Annotated in this window: 12 protein-coding genes; 7 read left to right on the top strand and 5 right to left on the bottom strand. The window is 66.6% G+C overall.

The features are described 5' to 3' along the window. Window positions 1-987, top strand: a 987-nt coding sequence (locus AC0GNR_RS18335) for an IS630 family transposase (protein WP_472902224.1), incomplete at its 5' end; no start/stop codon positions are given. Between the two features lie 155 nt (window positions 988-1,142). Here the strand turns inward: AC0GNR_RS18335 and lolD are convergent. Next, on the bottom strand, window positions 1,143-1,877 hold the full coding sequence (lolD, locus tag AC0GNR_RS18330) for a lipoprotein-releasing ABC transporter ATP-binding protein LolD (RefSeq protein ID WP_472902260.1): 735 nt from the start codon (window positions 1,875-1,877) through the stop codon (window positions 1,143-1,145). A 4-nt stretch (window positions 1,878-1,881) separates the two neighbouring features. Beyond that, on the bottom strand, window positions 1,882-3,138 hold the full coding sequence (locus AC0GNR_RS18325; RefSeq protein ID WP_472902259.1) for a lipoprotein-releasing ABC transporter permease subunit: 1,257 nt from the start codon (window positions 3,136-3,138) through the stop codon (window positions 1,882-1,884). Between the two features lie 45 nt (window positions 3,139-3,183). On the opposite strand from AC0GNR_RS18325, the gene AC0GNR_RS18320 reads away from it, so the two are divergent. Together AC0GNR_RS18320 and recJ are read left to right on the top strand one after the other, a co-directional pair. Then, window positions 3,184-4,197, top strand: a complete 1,014-nt coding sequence (locus AC0GNR_RS18320; protein ID WP_472902258.1) for a phosphoglycerate mutase — start codon at window positions 3,184-3,186, stop codon at window positions 4,195-4,197. Further along, window positions 4,194-5,930, top strand: a complete 1,737-nt coding sequence (gene recJ, locus AC0GNR_RS18315; protein ID WP_472902257.1) for a single-stranded-DNA-specific exonuclease RecJ — start codon at window positions 4,194-4,196, stop codon at window positions 5,928-5,930. Before AC0GNR_RS18320 ends, recJ begins: the two co-directional genes overlap by 4 nt. A gap of 335 nt (window positions 5,931-6,265) precedes the next feature. On the opposite strand, the gene AC0GNR_RS18310 is transcribed toward recJ, so the two are convergent. Next, window positions 6,266-7,018 carry a LytR/AlgR family response regulator transcription factor gene (locus AC0GNR_RS18310; protein ID WP_472902256.1) on the bottom strand — a complete coding sequence of 251 codons (753 nt, stop codon included), beginning with the start codon at window positions 7,016-7,018 and terminating at the stop codon, window positions 6,266-6,268. A 24-nt stretch (window positions 7,019-7,042) separates the two neighbouring features. Next, a complete protein-coding gene (locus AC0GNR_RS18305; RefSeq protein ID WP_472902255.1) occupies window positions 7,043-8,104 on the bottom strand; it encodes a sensor histidine kinase in 1,062 nt (353 codons plus the stop codon). A gap of 155 nt (window positions 8,105-8,259) precedes the next feature. On the opposite strand from AC0GNR_RS18305, the gene argH reads away from it, so the two are divergent. From argH to AC0GNR_RS18285, 4 genes are all read left to right on the top strand, one after another. Further along, entirely contained in the window at window positions 8,260-9,711 is a 1,452-nt protein-coding gene (argH, locus tag AC0GNR_RS18300; protein WP_472902254.1) for an argininosuccinate lyase, read from the top strand. 97 nt (window positions 9,712-9,808) lie between these two features. Next, window positions 9,809-10,960, top strand: a complete 1,152-nt coding sequence (locus tag AC0GNR_RS18295; RefSeq protein WP_472902253.1) for an HDOD domain-containing protein — start codon at window positions 9,809-9,811, stop codon at window positions 10,958-10,960. Window positions 10,961-11,049: 89 nt separating this feature from the next. Continuing rightward, on the top strand, window positions 11,050-13,449 hold the full coding sequence (locus AC0GNR_RS18290; RefSeq protein WP_472902252.1) for an alpha/beta hydrolase fold domain-containing protein: 2,400 nt from the start codon (window positions 11,050-11,052) through the stop codon (window positions 13,447-13,449). Between the two features lie 80 nt (window positions 13,450-13,529). Continuing rightward, a complete protein-coding gene (locus AC0GNR_RS18285; protein ID WP_472902251.1) occupies window positions 13,530-14,027 on the top strand; it encodes a bacteriohemerythrin in 498 nt (165 codons plus the stop codon). Between the two features lie 211 nt (window positions 14,028-14,238). On the opposite strand, the gene AC0GNR_RS18280 is transcribed toward AC0GNR_RS18285, so the two are convergent. Next, complete coding sequence (locus AC0GNR_RS18280; RefSeq protein ID WP_472900628.1) at window positions 14,239-15,201, bottom strand: IS5 family transposase; 963 nt, start codon at window positions 15,199-15,201, stop codon at window positions 14,239-14,241. Window positions 15,202-15,277 lie beyond the last annotated feature (76 nt).

Below are 15,277 nucleotides of genomic sequence, written 5' to 3'. Positions count from 1 at the left end.
CGCAAACAGGTCGTGAGGCTGTACAGACAAGGCACCAAGATCATGCAGATCGTCACGATGACGGGGCTGAGCTACCCGACAGTGCGAACGGCTATCGATCTGTTTGACGCTGGCGGCTGGGGTGCGATACGTCCCGCTGTTCGTGGACGAGCCAGAGGCGATGGCCGGGTGCTCGGTCAGGCGCAGGAAGACACCATCCAGCGCCTGATCATCGACAAACGCCCCGAGCAGCTCAAGATGGATTTCAGCTTGTGGAGCCGGGCCGCAGTGGGTCAGCTCATCGAACAGGAATTTGGCATCAAGCTGCAAGTGCGCAGCATCGGCAAGTACCTCACCCGCTGGGGCTTCACACCGCAAAAGCCCATCAAGCGCGCTTACGAGCAAAGCCCTGCTGCCGTGCAGGCTTGGTTGGAGGGCGAGTACCCCGGCATTGAGCAGCGCGCCAGGGCCGAGGGGGCCGAGATTCACTGGGGCGACGAGACGGCCTTGGTCAACACCGATGTGCGCGGCAGGAGCTTCGCGCCAGCGGGCAAAACACCGGTGGCCATGGCCGTGGGCGGCACCCGTCAAAAGCTCTCCATGATTGCCACGGTGACCAACCAGGGCAAGACGCGGTGGATGATCATTGACGAGGCTTTCGATGCTGAGAAGCTCATCGAATTCCTACAAGCTTTGATCAAGGACGCGGGTAAAAAAGTCTTTCTGATTCTGGACAACCTGCGGGTCCACCACAGCAAGCTGGTGAAGGCTTGGGTGGCTGAGCGGCAGGACCAGATCGAGTTGTTCTACCTGCCCAGCTACAGCCCACAGCTCAACCCAGAGGAGCGGCTCAATGCGGACTTGAAGCAGGAGATGGGCAAGCGCGTGCCGGTGCGAACCAAGGCCAAGCTACGCGATGCGGCCAACGATCACATGGCGATGCTGGAGCAAAACCCCGAGCGCGTCATGAGCTACTTCCAGGACCATCACGTTCGATATGCAGCTTAAGACTTCACAGGGCCGGATCAATAGCCGCACTGCAAAAAGCCGAGCGCTACGAGGTGCAGGGCAGCACGCTGCTGGTGCATGTGCAAGGCCTGGACAAGCCACTGCGCTTCATTCGGACCGGGCCCTGAGCCTGGCACCGCAACGCACCCGATGGGTCAGGTCAGCACGCCTGCGGTCAGCCGCATCACCCGACCGCAGCGCGCGGCCAGGGTTTCGTCGTGGGTGACCACAATGAAAGCGGTGCCCTGGTCGCGGGCCAGCTGCATCATGAGTTCAAACACGCCGTCGGCGGTGGCGCGATCCAGGTTGCCGGTGGGCTCGTCGGCGAGCACGCAGGCCGGCTGGGTGACCAGCGCCCGCGCCATCGCCACGCGCTGGCGCTCACCGCCTGACAGCTCGGCCGGGCGGTGCGCCAGGCGCTCGGTCAGGCCCACGCGCTGCAATATTTGAGCGGCGCGCTCGCCCGCTTGCGGGCGCGGCATGCGGCGAATCCACAGCGGCATGGCCACGTTGTCTCGCGCGCTGAATTCGGGCAGCAGGTGGTGAAACTGGTAGACAAAACCCAGGTGCTGGTTGCGCAACTGGCCTTGCTGCGTGGCGCTCAGGCCCGACAGCGTTTGCCCCATCAGCTGCACGCTGCCGCTGGTGGGTGCGTCCAGCCCGCCCAGCAGGTGCAGCAGCGTGCTCTTGCCCGAACCCGACGCGCCCACAATGGCCACGGTTTCACCCGCGCGCACGGTCAGGTCCACGCCCTTGAGCACGGTCACGTCCAGCCGGCCTTCGGTGAATCGTTTGGTGAGGCCGGTCGCGCTCAACACCACGTCCGTTCGGGCTGAGCCTGTCGAAGCCCCAGCGAGCCCTTCGACAGGCTCAGGGCGAACGGTATTCATACGATCACTCATAGCGCAAGGCCTCTGCGGGATTGACGCGGCTCGCGCGCCAACTCGGGTAAATGGTGGCCACAAACGACAGCGCCAGTGAAATCAGCGCAATCGGCAAGATGTCGCTCTGCTGCGGGTCGCTCGGCATGCGGCTGATGAGGTAAATGTCTTGCGGCAAGAAGCTGGCACCCAGCGCGCGTTCCAGCGCGGGCACCAGGGTGTCGATGTTGAACGCCACCCCCAGGCCCAGCAGCAGGCCCAGGCCGGTGCCGATGATGCCCACCATGGCGCCCTGCACCATGAAGATGCCCATGATGCTTTGCGGGCTGGCGCCCAGCGTGCGCAAGATGGCAATGTCGGCGTGCTTGTCGGTCACCGTCATCACCAGCGTAGACACGAGGTTGAACGCCGCCACCGCCACGATCAGCGTGAGGATGATGAACATCATGCGTTTTTCAAGCTGCACGGCCGCAAACCAGGTGCGGTTCTGGCGCGTCCAGTCGCGCACCAGCAGGCCAGGGTCGAGCTCGGCCGCCATCGAAATGGCCACCTCGCGCGCCGCGTGCAGGTCTTTGATCTTCACGCGCACGCCGGTGGCGCCTTCCACGCGGAAGATGCGCGCCGCGTCGTCCATGTGCAGCAGCGCCAGCGCCGAATCGTATTCAAAGTGGCCCGAGTCAAACACGCCCACCACCGTCATCTGCCGGATGCGCGGCACCACGCCCGCTGGCGTCACCTGGCCGCTGGGCGCGATCAGCGTCACCGTGTCGCCCTGCGCCACGCCCAGGCTGCGCGCCAGTTCGCCACCCAAAATCACACCAAAGGCACCGGGCACCAGCCGGGGCAGAGCGGTGTCGGCCAGGTCGGCCACCAGTTCGGTCACCTGGGGTTCCAGCGCCGGGTCAATGCCCCGCACCAGCGCGCCCTTCATGTCTTCACCCCGCGCAATCAGCGCCTGCGCCCCCACAAACGGCGCCGCGCCCAGCACCTCGGGGTGGCGCTCAATGGCGGCCAGCGTGCCGGCCAGGTTGGGAATGGCCTGGCCACCGGGCTCAAACACCTCGATGTGCGAGAGCACGCCCAGCATGCGGTCGCGCACCTCCTTCTGAAAGCCGTTCATCACGCTGAGCACGATGATGAGCGCCGCCACGCCCAGCGCAATGCCCAGCATGGACACGCCCGAGATGAAGGAAATAAAGCCGTTGCGCCGGGTGGCGCGGCCCGCGCGGGTGTAGCGCCAGCCAAGAATGAGTTCGTAGGGGGTTTGCATGGGTAAGAGCTTTGCTGGATTGTGGCATCCCCGACAATCAGAGGCATGTCTGCCTCCCCCACGGCCCCAGAAGCCCTCCCGCACCTGCTGATTCCTTTTGCCAGTGCCAGCGCCCCCGAATGCCGGGCCTTGGGGCCGCAATTGGTTACGCCCCACCTGAACGCCCTGCTGGCCGAGCTGACACGGCAACACACCGACACCGACACCGACACCGACACCGGCCACGACCACAGCCTGAGCCTGCCGCACGAGCGCGCCCTGGCGCAGGCACTGGGCCTGGTGCAGCCTGCAGGAACCCCTTACGGAGACGGTTTGATTCCCTGGGCCGCCGCGCAAAGCGACAGCCCGGCCACGCCACAGGCGTGGTTCACACCCTGCCACTTTCAGGTGGGCATGGAACAGGTGACCCTGCTGCCCGGCGAGCAACTGGGTCTGGACGATGCCCATGCGCGCGCCCTGTTTGATGCGCTGGCGCCGTTTTGCGCTGAAGACGGCATCACGCTGCACTTTGAGAGCGCCACCCGCTGGCACGCCAGCGGCGAGGCGCTGCGCGGCATTGCCTGCGCCAGCCTGGACCGCGTGATTGGCCGCCCGGTGGACGCCTGGCTGGTTGAAAGCCCCGCCAACCCGGCGGGCGCCCAGCTGCTCAAGCGGCTGCAGAGCGAGGCGCAAATGCTGTTCTACACCCACGCGGTGAACGACGCGCGCGAAGCCGCTGGCCTGCACATCATCAACGGCATCTGGGTCAGCGGTGCCGGCGCGCTGGCAGGGCCGCTGGCGCCACAAGCCGTACCCGACATGCCCGAAACCCTGCGCCAGGCCGCGCTGCGCGCCGACTGGGCTGCCTGGCAAGCCGCCTGGGCCGCGCTGGACGCCACCGCCATCAAGCCCCTGTTGGACGCCGCCCGCCGGGGCGAGCCCGTCACCCTCACCCTGTGCGGCGAGCGCAGCGCCCAGCGCTGGGTCAACGCACCGCGCAGCGCGGGCGCCCGCCTGGGCCATTTCTTCAAAAACCTGCGGGCGCCTGCGCCCGCCTGGAACGTTCTCGAAACCTTATGAAAATCATCACCCGCGACGTCCCACCCCGCGCCGCCTGGGCGCTGGAGCAAAGCGGCCTGCACCCGCTGCTGGCCCGCCTGTTTGCAGCGCGCGGCATCACCAGCAAAGAGCAGCTGGACGACGCCCTTTCGCTGCTGCTGCCGCCGTCTTCCATGAAAGGCGCCGCCGAGGCCGCCCGCGCCCTGGCCGACGCCATGGCCGCCAACCAGGCCATCTGCATCGTGGCCGACTACGACTGCGACGGCGCCACCGCCTGCGCCGTGGGCCTGCGCGGCCTGCGCCTGCTGGGCGCGCCCATGGGCTTCAGCCGTGTGAACTACCTGGTGCCCGACCGCGTGACCGACGGCTACGGCCTCACCCCGTCGATAGCGAAGCGCGTGAAGGCGCAAGGCGCTGACGTGCTGGTGACGGTGGACAACGGCATTGCCAGCCTGGACGGCGTGCGCGCCGCGCGCGAACTCGGCCTGCAAGTGATCGTGACCGACCACCACCTGCCCGCGCTCAAGGGCGGCGAGGTGGTGGTGCCCGACGACTGCGTGATCGTCAACCCCAACCAGCCGGGTTGCGATTTCGAAAGCAAGTCGATTGCCGGCGTGGGCGTGATGTTTTATGTGCTGCTGGCGCTGCGCGCCGAGCTGCGCGAAAGAGGTGTGTTTGATGCCAAAACGCAACCCAAGATCGATGCGCTGCTGCCGCTGGTCGCCCTGGGTACCGTGGCGGACGTGGTCAAGCTCGACGCCAACAACCGCCGCCTGGTGGCCCAGGGCCTGAAGCGCGTGCGCGCCGGTGCCATGCCGCCGGGTATGGCGGCGCTGTTCAACGTGGCCGCCCGCCGGCCCGAAGCCGCCACAGGCTTCGACTTTGGTTTTGCCCTGGGCCCGCGCCTGAACGCCGCCGGGCGGCTGGCCGACATGACGCTGGGCATTGAATGCCTGAGCACCGACGACGCGCTGCGCGCCGACGAACTGGCGCGCACGCTGGACGGCATCAACCGCGAGCGCAAAGCGATTGAAGGCGACATGCGCGACCAGGCGCTGATGCTGGCCGAAGAAATGTTTGACGAATCCGAAGAGCCGCCGCCAGCGCTGATCGTGTTCGACCCGGACTTCCACGAGGGCGTGGTCGGCATCGTGGCTTCGCGCCTGAAAGACAAGATGCACCGCCCCACCTTCGTGTTTGCCGCCAGCGGCGCCGAGGGCAAGGAAAACGAGCTCAAGGGCTCAGGCCGCTCCATTCCCGGCTTTCATTTGCGCGACGCGCTCGACCTGGTGGCCAAACGCCACCCGGGCGTGCTGCTGCGCTTTGGCGGGCACGCCATGGCCGCCGGCTGCACCATCGACGAAGAGCACCTGGAAACCTTCGAAGCCGCCTTGCAGCTGGTGGCCCACGAATGGCTGGACGCCGCCACCCTGCAACGCCGGCTGGAAGCCGATGGCGTGCTCGACAAGCAATACCGCCGCACCGATCTGGTGGACACCCTGCACAAAGAGGTGTGGGGCCAGGGCTTTGCACCGCCGGTGTTTTGCGAAGAGGTACAAATCGTCAGCCAGCGGCTGGTGGGCGAAAGACACCTGGCGCTGAAAATGAAACACCAGGGCGAGCCGGTGGACGGCATCTGGTTTGGCCACACCGAGCCGCTGCCCGAGCGCGTAAAGCTGGCGTTTCGGCTCGACGCCGACGAATGGCAAGGTCAGCGGCGGGTGCGGTTTCTGATTGAGGCAGCTGAGGTCTGAGGTCGACGTCCATTTATCTCGCCAACCTCGTGCGCTGGCGAGGCCATGGCGGTCCGCGCCGCTCATGTCCCCCGACGGCCTGCGGCCGTCTCCTCCTTGACTTCGCTATGCAGAACACCATGGCCTCGCCAGCAAGAGCCGGGCGGGCAATCCAGCATGGTCCGTCCGAGCGCAGGGGAAGTCATTGGCGAGCGGGGTGACCGATGCAGCGAAGTCAAGGAGGAGGCGGCTTCAGCCGCCGGGGGACATGAGCGGAATCGGTCACCCCGTTTGCCAATGACTGGAGCGACCGGAGAATCACGCTGCCGAAAAACCAGCGCAGCGCAAACAAAAACTCAGCTCATCAGCGCCTCACGCACCGCCGCCAGCTGCCGGCGCGACACCGCCAAGCGCTCTTCCACCCCATCCAGGCGCACCATCCAGCCTTCGCCCTCCACCGGGTCGTTGTGCTTTTCCACCGCCCGCACCGCGCGACGCGCCACCAGCGCATTGCGGTGCACGCGCACAAACAGGTGGGCGTAGCGCTGCTCCAGGTCACTCAGCGCGCCGTCAAAAATGTGTTCTTTGTCGGCCGTGCGCACGGTGATGTATTTCAGCTCGGCCTTGAGGTAGACCACGTCGGACAGGGCCACGCGCTCGCTGCGCCCGCGCTCCTGGATGATGAGGCTCTCGGTACCGGCGCTGTTGGACTCGAACTGCGGGCCGCCGTCGGCCGCCAGGCGCAGGCGCTCGACCTTTTGCAGCGCCTGCTGCAGCCGCTCGCGGCGCACCGGTTTGGTCAGGTAGTCAATGGCTTCGAGTTCAAACGCCTGCACGGCGTGCTCGGCGTAAGCGGTCACAAACACCACCGCGGGTGGCGCTGCCATCTGGCGCAGCGTGGCGGCCAGGGTCATGCCGTCCACACCGGGCATGTGCACGTCCAGCAGCACCAGGTCGCAATGGGTACGCTGAATCTGGTCCATGGCCTGCACGGCGTTGGCGGCCTCGCCCACCACGTCCACGCGCGGGTCGGTGCAATCGCCCAGCAGGGTACGCAACCGGGACCGCGCCAGTGTTTCGTCGTCGACGATCAGTACCTTGAGTGTCATGCCATGCTCCCTTGCTGTGTCCGCTTATACCGGTATTTCCAGGCGCACCTGAAACACGCCCTTGACCAGCGCACTTTGAAAGCGCCCCTGCACATCGTGCAGCAACGTCAGGCGCTGGCGCACATTGTCCAGCGCCAGGCCGTGGCCGCGGCGCCCGCTGCCCGCTGGCACGGTGTTGGTCACCTTGATCACGACCACGCTGCCCCGGCGCTGCGTGCTGATGCGCACCATGGCGCCGTCCGGGCTGGGTTCCACGCCGTGCTTCACCGCGTTCTCCACCAGCGGCTGAAGAATCAGCGGCGGCAGCCGCGCTTTGGACGCCGCGTCGTCAATGCTCCACTCCACCTTCAGGCGCTCGCCAAAGCGCAGCTGCTCAATGGCCAGGTAGTGCTCGGCCAGCTCCAGCTCTTGCCACAGCGGCACCGCCTCTTTGGTGTCGGCCAGGGCGTGGCGAAACAGCTCGCTCAGGTCTTCCAGCAGGTTCTCGGCTTTGGCCGGCTCTTCGCGCACCAGCGCAATCGCGGTGTTGAGCGTGTTGAACAAAAAATGGGGCCGAATGCGTGCCTGCAGCTCAGCCAGCTGCGCCGTGGTGCCGGCGGGGGCGCGCGCCTTGGTGCGCCACACCAGCGCCGCCACCAGCACCGCCGCCACCAGCGCGCCGGCCGCTGCGCTGCCGAGCCAGGGCGCGGGTTGCACCAGGCCCATCCACACCAGCAGGCCGCAGCCATACAGCGCGGACAGCGCGCCCAGCGCGATGCCCGCCGTCCACTGCGCGGGCATGGGCAGGCGGCCCAGCGGCTTTTTCAGGGCGCACACTGCCAGCAGCCACACCAGCGTGGCGGGCAAGGCCGCCCCGGTGAACATGGCCATTTGCGAGAGCCAGACCCACACCGTGTCGGCCCCAAAAAGGCCCACCACCGCCACAATGGCCTGCACAAACAGCACCGCGCGCAGCACCACCCCCACCTTGCAGGTGTCAAACACCAGGTCGCGCACGCGCGCCAGCTCGGGCATCTGCGCCAGCGGGCGGGCGCCTTCTGCGTGGGGCAGCTCCTGGAAGCTCGATAAAATTCGGGAATCTCTCATGGGTGCACTATAGGCTTAGGCCAGCCGCAGGGCGGGCCTGGCAACCCCCGGCATGACAAATGCCCGGCATGGTCTGTCTGGCCCCACCCCGCCCGTGGCGACACGCGCCCTCTTAAAACCGCTTTTCAACCCCTCACCCAGCCGCTGGCAACACCATGTCCACCAATCAACTCGACAAGAAATCTGAAGCCTGGTCCGCCCTATTCTCGGAGCCCATGAGCGAGTTGGTCAAGCGCTACACCGCCAGCGTGTTCTTTGACAAACGCCTCTGGCTGGCCGACATCACCGGCAGCCTGGCCCATGCTGAAATGCTGGCCGCACAAAACATCATCGGCGCTGACGACCGCGCCGCCATCGAACGCGGCATGGCGCAGATCCGCGCTGAAATTGAAGCCGGCAGCTTTGAATGGAAGCTCGATCTGGAAGACGTGCACCTGAACATTGAAGCGCGCCTGACGCAACTGGTGGGCGACGCCGGCAAGCGTCTGCACACCGGGCGCAGCCGCAACGACCAGGTGGCCACCGACGTGCGCCTGTGGCTGCGCAGCGAGATTGATCTGATTGCCGATTTGTTGAAAGAACTGCAAACCGCGCTGGTGGACGTGGCCGAACGCAACGTCGAAGTGATCATGCCCGGCTTCACCCACCTGCAGGTGGCGCAGCCGGTGAGCTTTGCCCACCACCTGCTGGCCTATGTGGAAATGTTTGCCCGCGACGCCGAGCGCATGGCCGACGTGCGCCGCCGCACCAACCGCCTGCCGCTGGGCTCGGCGGCCCTCGCCGGCACCACCTACCCGCTGGACCGCGAGCGCGTAGCCCGCACGCTGGGCATGGTGGACGAGCAAGGCAATCCGCAGGTATGCCAGAACAGCCTGGACGGCGTGAGCGACCGCGACTTCGCCATTGAATTCACCGCCGCCGCCAGCCTGTGCATGGTGCACATCAGCCGCTTCAGCGAAGAACTCATTTTGTGGATGAGCCAAAACTTCAACTTTGTGAAGATTGCCGACCGCTTCACCACCGGCAGTTCCATCATGCCGCAGAAGAAAAACCCCGACGTGCCCGAACTCGCGCGCGGCAAAACCGGCCGCGTGGTCGGCCACCTCATGGGCCTCATCACCCTCATGAAAGGCCAGCCCCTGGCCTACAACAAGGACAACCAGGAAGACAAAGAGCCGCTGTTTGACACCGTGGACACGCTCAAAGACACGTTGCGTATCTTTGCCGAAATGGTGGGCGGCCAGCTCAACCCGGCCACCGGCGCCAAAGAAGGCGGCATCACCGTCAACGCCATCGCCATGGAAGAGGCCGCCAAGAAGGGCTACGCCACCGCCACCGACCTGGCCGACTACCTGGTGAAAAAGGGCCTGCCGTTTCGCGACGCGCACGAAACCGTGGCCCACGCGGTGAAAGCCGCCACCAGCCACGCCTGCGACTTGTCCGAACTGCCACTGGCGGTGCTGCAGAGCTTCAACGCCAGCATTGAAAAAGACGTGTACGAGTGCCTGAGTCTGCGCGGCAGCCTGAACGCCCGCAACACCCTGGGCGGCACCGCCCCGGTGCAGGTGCTGGCGCAAATAACGCGCCACCGCAGCCGCCTGGGCTGATCTCAAGAAGCCGGCCACACAGCCGATACACAGGGCATACCGGCCACAAAACGTTCCCCGTTTCTGCGCTGGCCGTCAGACCCTGGGAGTTTTTGCTGTGTCCTTATTGCTGCTCTGGATTGCCGGTGTTGTTGCGATCGCCCTGGTTTGGTGGGTCTTGCGCCGCACGTCAGGCCCCAAGCCGGCGCTGGCTGCGCCCCCGGTAGCCAGGCAACCGGTGCAGCGCAGCGCCCAGCCAGACAAGGCAGCGGCCCCCGTGCCCGCGGCGGCCCCGCCGGGCGCTAGCGCCGCACCCTCCGAGCACACGCCGTTTGAACTGCGCGCCTTTCAGTGGCTCAAAGAGGCCGACCTGGAAGCCCCGCGGCGCGACGCGCTGATGGGCGCCATCAAGGGTATTCCGCGCCCGCCGCGCTCCCTGCAAAAGCTGCTGTCGCCCGACTTCGTGGCCCGCGCCAATTCCACCGAGCTGAGCGAACTGGTGCTCACCGAGCCGCTGATTGCCGCCAAGGTGCTGTCTACCGTGAACGGTCCGTTTTACGGCCTGCGCCAGCCTGTCAACGGCATTGGGCAGGCGGTCACGTTTCTGGGCATGAACACGGTGCGCAACATCTGCATGCAATACATGCTGGCCGAAGCCTTCAAGCCCAGCCTGGCCACCTCGCAGCAAGCGTTTGACGCCATCTGGCGCGCCAGCGCCATTGCCAGCGAACTCTGCGTGCGCCTGGGCAAGGCCCTGAACCTGCCCGACCAGGCCACCCTGGCCACCCAGGTGGTGCTGGGCTTTGTGGGCCACTTGGCCACCGCCTCGCTCATGCCGCCCAAGGCGCTGAGCGAATGGTCGGTGTCGGGCCGCCTGCAGCGTGCCCAGCTCGAACAAGCGGTGCTCGACCTCACGGCCAGCGAAATCGGTGGCCTGCTGATGCGGGCCTGGGACCTGCCACTGGCGCTGGTGGACGACGTGTGCGACAGCAGCCGCGTGCTGGTCACCCCTGTGAGCCAGGCCGACCCGCTGCGCGCGCCCCGCCTGGCACTTTCCTACCTGTGCTCGCGGCTGGGCGAGCGCCTGGCCTCGGGCCAGCTGGCTTCGCTGCGCGACTACGACGCGCTGCAAGACGCCGACCTCGACACCTTCCACCTGCGTGGCTACCTGGCGCTCCCCGCGCTGGCCCGACTGAACGAAGCCCTGCAAGCGGACGAGCTGCAAACCGCGCTGAACGACATGCTGAGCAACCGCCCGGCCCGCGCCTGAAACCCTGGAAAGCCCAGCCACCACCAGCGCGACACCCGTCTGGCCGGCCCCGCCCGTACACTGCCGCTCACCCCTTGTGAGAGGTCCAGATGGTTGTTTACACACCCCGTGGCGCGGCTGAAAGCCTGCTGGCCCGCCTGCAGCGCTGGTCGCTCCAGCTGCTGATCAAGCCCGTTTTTTCACCGCGTTTTTCCATCGCGTTCCAGCGCCGCTGGCTGGCTGTGCTGGCACGCCTTTCCTTGCCGGTGCCGCGCGCAGCCAGCGCCACACCCGCTGAAGTGGGCGGCATGCCCGGCGAGTGGCTGCGCCCGCGCCACACCCCACCCAGCGCCACCGACACGGGCCAAGCCCTGGCCACCGTGCTCTACCTGCACGGCGGCGCCTACTGCATCGGCTCGGCCGCCACCCACCGCTCGCTCACCGCGCGGCTGGCGCTGGCCAGTGGCTTGCCCGTGTTTGCGCTCGACTACCGGCTGGCACCCGAACACCCCTACCCCGCCGCCCTGCACGACGCGCTGGCCGCCTTTCGGGCGCTGCGAGCCAACGCCCCGGTCATCGTCGGTGGCGACTCGGCCGGCGGCGGCCTCGCCCTGGCGCTGGCCATGGCCCTGCGCGATGCCGGCGAACCCGGGCCCGCTTCGCTGCTGCTGCTCTCGCCGCTGGGCGACGCCGTGGCGCCCCACCCGCTGCCGGCCCCACCGCCCGGCGAAGCCATGCTCAGCCACCACTGGGCTCAGGCCTGTGTGGACCTGTACCGGGCGCAGCGCAGCGCCGCAGACCCTGGCATTTCGCCCCTGCGTGGCCACCTCGGCGGCCTGCCCCCGGTGCTGATACAGGCCGGCACCGACGAACTGCTGCACGACCAGGCCCTGGCGCTGCACGCCGCCCTGCAAGCGGCCGGCGTGACCGCCCGGCTGGAAGTGACGCAACACCGCTGGCACGTGTTTCAGCTGCACGGCGGCGTGTTGAAAAGCGCCGACGAAGCCATTGCCCGCCTCGCCAGCTTTGCCCACGCGCACCTGCCGCACACCCAGCCCAACGGCGAGCAGGCGCACGAGGTGGTCATCCTGGGCGCCGGCATGTCGGGCCTGTGCATGGCCATCCAGTTGCAGCGCGCGGGCATCCACAACTTTGTCATTCTGGAAAAACAACCCGGGCTGGGCGGCACCTGGTGGGACAACACCTACCCCGGCGCCCATGTGGACGTGCCCGCGCCCGCCTATTCGTTTTCATTTGCGCCCAACCCCGGCTGGACGCGCCGTTTCGCCTCGGCCCCTGAAATTCAGGCCTACATGCAGCAACTGGCCGAGCGCCACGGGCTGCTGGCGCACATCCGCTTTGGCACCCGGCTGAGCGAAGCGCGGTTTGAAGAAGCCACCGGCCACTGGCACTTTGCCACCGAGCAAGGCACCGCCCTGCGCTCGCGCTTTTTTGTGTGCAGCACCGGCCCGCTGAACCAGCTGCGCTGGCCCGACATTCAAGGCCTTGAAACCTTCAAGGGCCACCAACTGCATTCGGCCCGCTGGGACGCCCAGTGCCCGCTGAAAGGCCAGCGCGTGGCCATCATTGGCACCGGCTCCACCGCTTCACAGCTGGTGCCCCACATGGCCGCGCAGGCCGCGCAACTGCATGTGTTTCAGCGCACCGCCAACTGGGTGCTGCCCCGGCTGGACCGCCGCTACCACGCGCTCGACCGCTGGCTCGCCGGCTTCAGCAGCTACAACCGCCTGGTGCGCTGGAGCTGGGTGCAGGTGCTCGAATGGGGCCGCCGCGGCTTTGAAGACGGCACCCTGGCCCGTAAAGGCATGCTCAAAACCGCCGCCGCCCACCGCGCGCGCCAGGTGCCCAGCCCCGCGCTGCGCCAGCAGCTGACCCCGCCCTACCCGCTGGGCTGCAAGCGCATCATTTATTCCAACGACTTTTACCCCGCGCTGAGCCAGCCCCATGTGGAACTGGTCACCACCGGCATTGAACGCATCACCGAACACGGCATCGTCACCAGCGACGGCCGCGAGCGCGCGGTGGACGTGCTGGTGTGCGCCACCGGCTTTGACGCCGTGCACCTGCTCGCCAGCCTCAAGGTGACCGGCCTGCACGGGCGCACGCTGGCCAGCGCCTGGGCCAACGGCCCCGAGGCCTACCAAGGCATCACCGTGGCCGGCTTCCCCAATCTGTTTCTCATGCTCGGGCCCAACACCGCCACCGGCCACACCTCCACCCTGCTCTACATAGAACCCGAGGTGGACCACGCCATTGCGTGCATGCAGGCCGTGCGCCGGGGCCAACACCGCTGGATCGACGTGCGCGCCGACGTCATGGCCGCCCACAACCAGCAACTGCAGCAGCGCCTGGCCGGCTCGGTGTGGAGCCAGTGCCGCAGCTGGTACCGCATGGACAACGGCCGCATCGTGGCGCTGTTCCCCGGCTTCACCGCCGAATACGTGAAAGCCGTGCAGCGCCCCCGCCTGACTGACTACAACCTGCAATAAGCTCAACAACGCTCACGGCCCGCGGGCCGTTGACCTGCATCAAACCCACCCCAGCCACCCCGCTGCTAAGCTCACGCCCCATGCAAAACACCGCCACCCCTTCCGCCACCGCCCCGCTCAACTGGTCACCCGCCCTGGCCGTGGGCGACGCCCGCATGGACGACACCCACGAAGAGTTTGTGACCATGCTCAACCAGCTGCTGGCCACCCCGCAAGACCAGCAACTGCCGCTGTACCGCGAGTTTGTGGCCCACACGGTGGAACACTTTGCGCAAGAAGAGCGCTGGATGCTCGCCACCGGCTTTTCAGCAGACAACTGCCACGCCAGCCACCACGCCACCATTCTGGAAACCATGCACGCCGTGGTGGAGCACTACGAAACGGACGACCAAGAAATCATCACCCGCCTGGCCGAAGCCCTGGCCGAATGGTTTCCCCAGCACGCCGCCAGCATGGACGCCGGCCTGGCCCTGCACCTGAAAGAAGTGGGCTTTGACACCCGAACCGAAACGCTGGCCGACCCCAGCACCGTGCGCCCCGCCAGCATGAGCGGCTGCGGCAGCATCACCTGCAGCTGAAACAAAGCCGCGCGCCTCGCGGGTGACCGCGCTGGCCTGCACAACTTCGCCCCGGTTTTGCCTTAAGGCAACGCTGAACAAGCGGTCGATCCAGCGACCCGTTGCCTCCTGATTGCGCCATGCGAGAAGCAAGGTCAAATCAAGTGGATTTCGTACCGTTTCAGGGCCATTTCGACCTTGTGCACGCGTTTGGCGTGCGCTGCAGACGCACTCATCCCATGAGGCGCTGACGCGCCAGGTAGATGTTGGCCAATCCCAGCGCCACGAACGAGCGCGTGGCGTTCTTGGCCAGCCCCCGGTAGCGCACCTTGGCAAAGCCCCACAGCCGCTTGACCACTGCAAAGACGTGTTCGACCCGCGCCCGGATTCTGGACTTGTTGCGGTTCTTCGAGCGTTCGGCTTCATCGACTTCACCGCCCTTGCGCACGCGCTGGTTGGTGAAGTCTTTGGCCTTGGGCGCCCTGGAAGCGATCAGCGTCTTCTGGCTAGCGTAGGCGCTGTCGCCGTACACGCGCTGCTCGTTGCCGTGCAGCAAATCGGGCAGCGGGTGTTTGTCGTGCATGTTGGCCGCTGTCACCACGGCGCTGTGCGCCAGCCCGCTGCGACTGTCCACGCCGATGTGCATCTTCATCCCGAAATACCACTGCTGACCCTTCTTGGTCTGGTGCATCTCGGGGTCACGTTGCTTGTCTGCGTTTTTGGTCGAGCTCGGTGCGCCGATGATGGTGGCGTCCACGATGGTGCCGGTACCGACCTTCATGCCCTGCGCCTGCAGCACCTCTCCCACTTTGGCAAACAAGGCCTCGCCCAGTTGGTGCGTCTCCAGCAAGCGGCGAAACTTCAGCAGCGTGGTCGCATCGGGCACGCGCTCGCGCCCGAGGTCTATGCCGACAAAGCGCCGCAGCGCGGTGCTGTCGAGTAGCGCATCCTCGCAGGCCTCATCGGCCAGGTTGAACCAGTGCTGCACGAAGTACATGCGCAGCATACGCTCGAGCCCGATCGGTGGACGCCCGTTGCCGGCCTTGGGGTAGTGAGGCTCGATCACCGCGCACAACGCCTGCCAGGGCACGATCTGCTGCATCGTGGCCAGGAAGGTATCGCGCCTGGTCGGCCTGCGGTAAGGCTCAAAACCTTCAGCTTGATCGGCGGCCATGGCAAGGGTTTGCTGTTTCATCTTCATCTGCCTGTTCGTCTGTACTGCAACGGTACAGGTAAACACCACGCTCGAGCAGTACTTAATCAGCGTTGCC

It is taken from the genome of Hydrogenophaga sp. LT287 (assembly GCF_055702805.1).
Note: the sequence above shows the minus strand (reverse complement) of the source record. Positions and strands in the feature narration are given on the sequence as shown.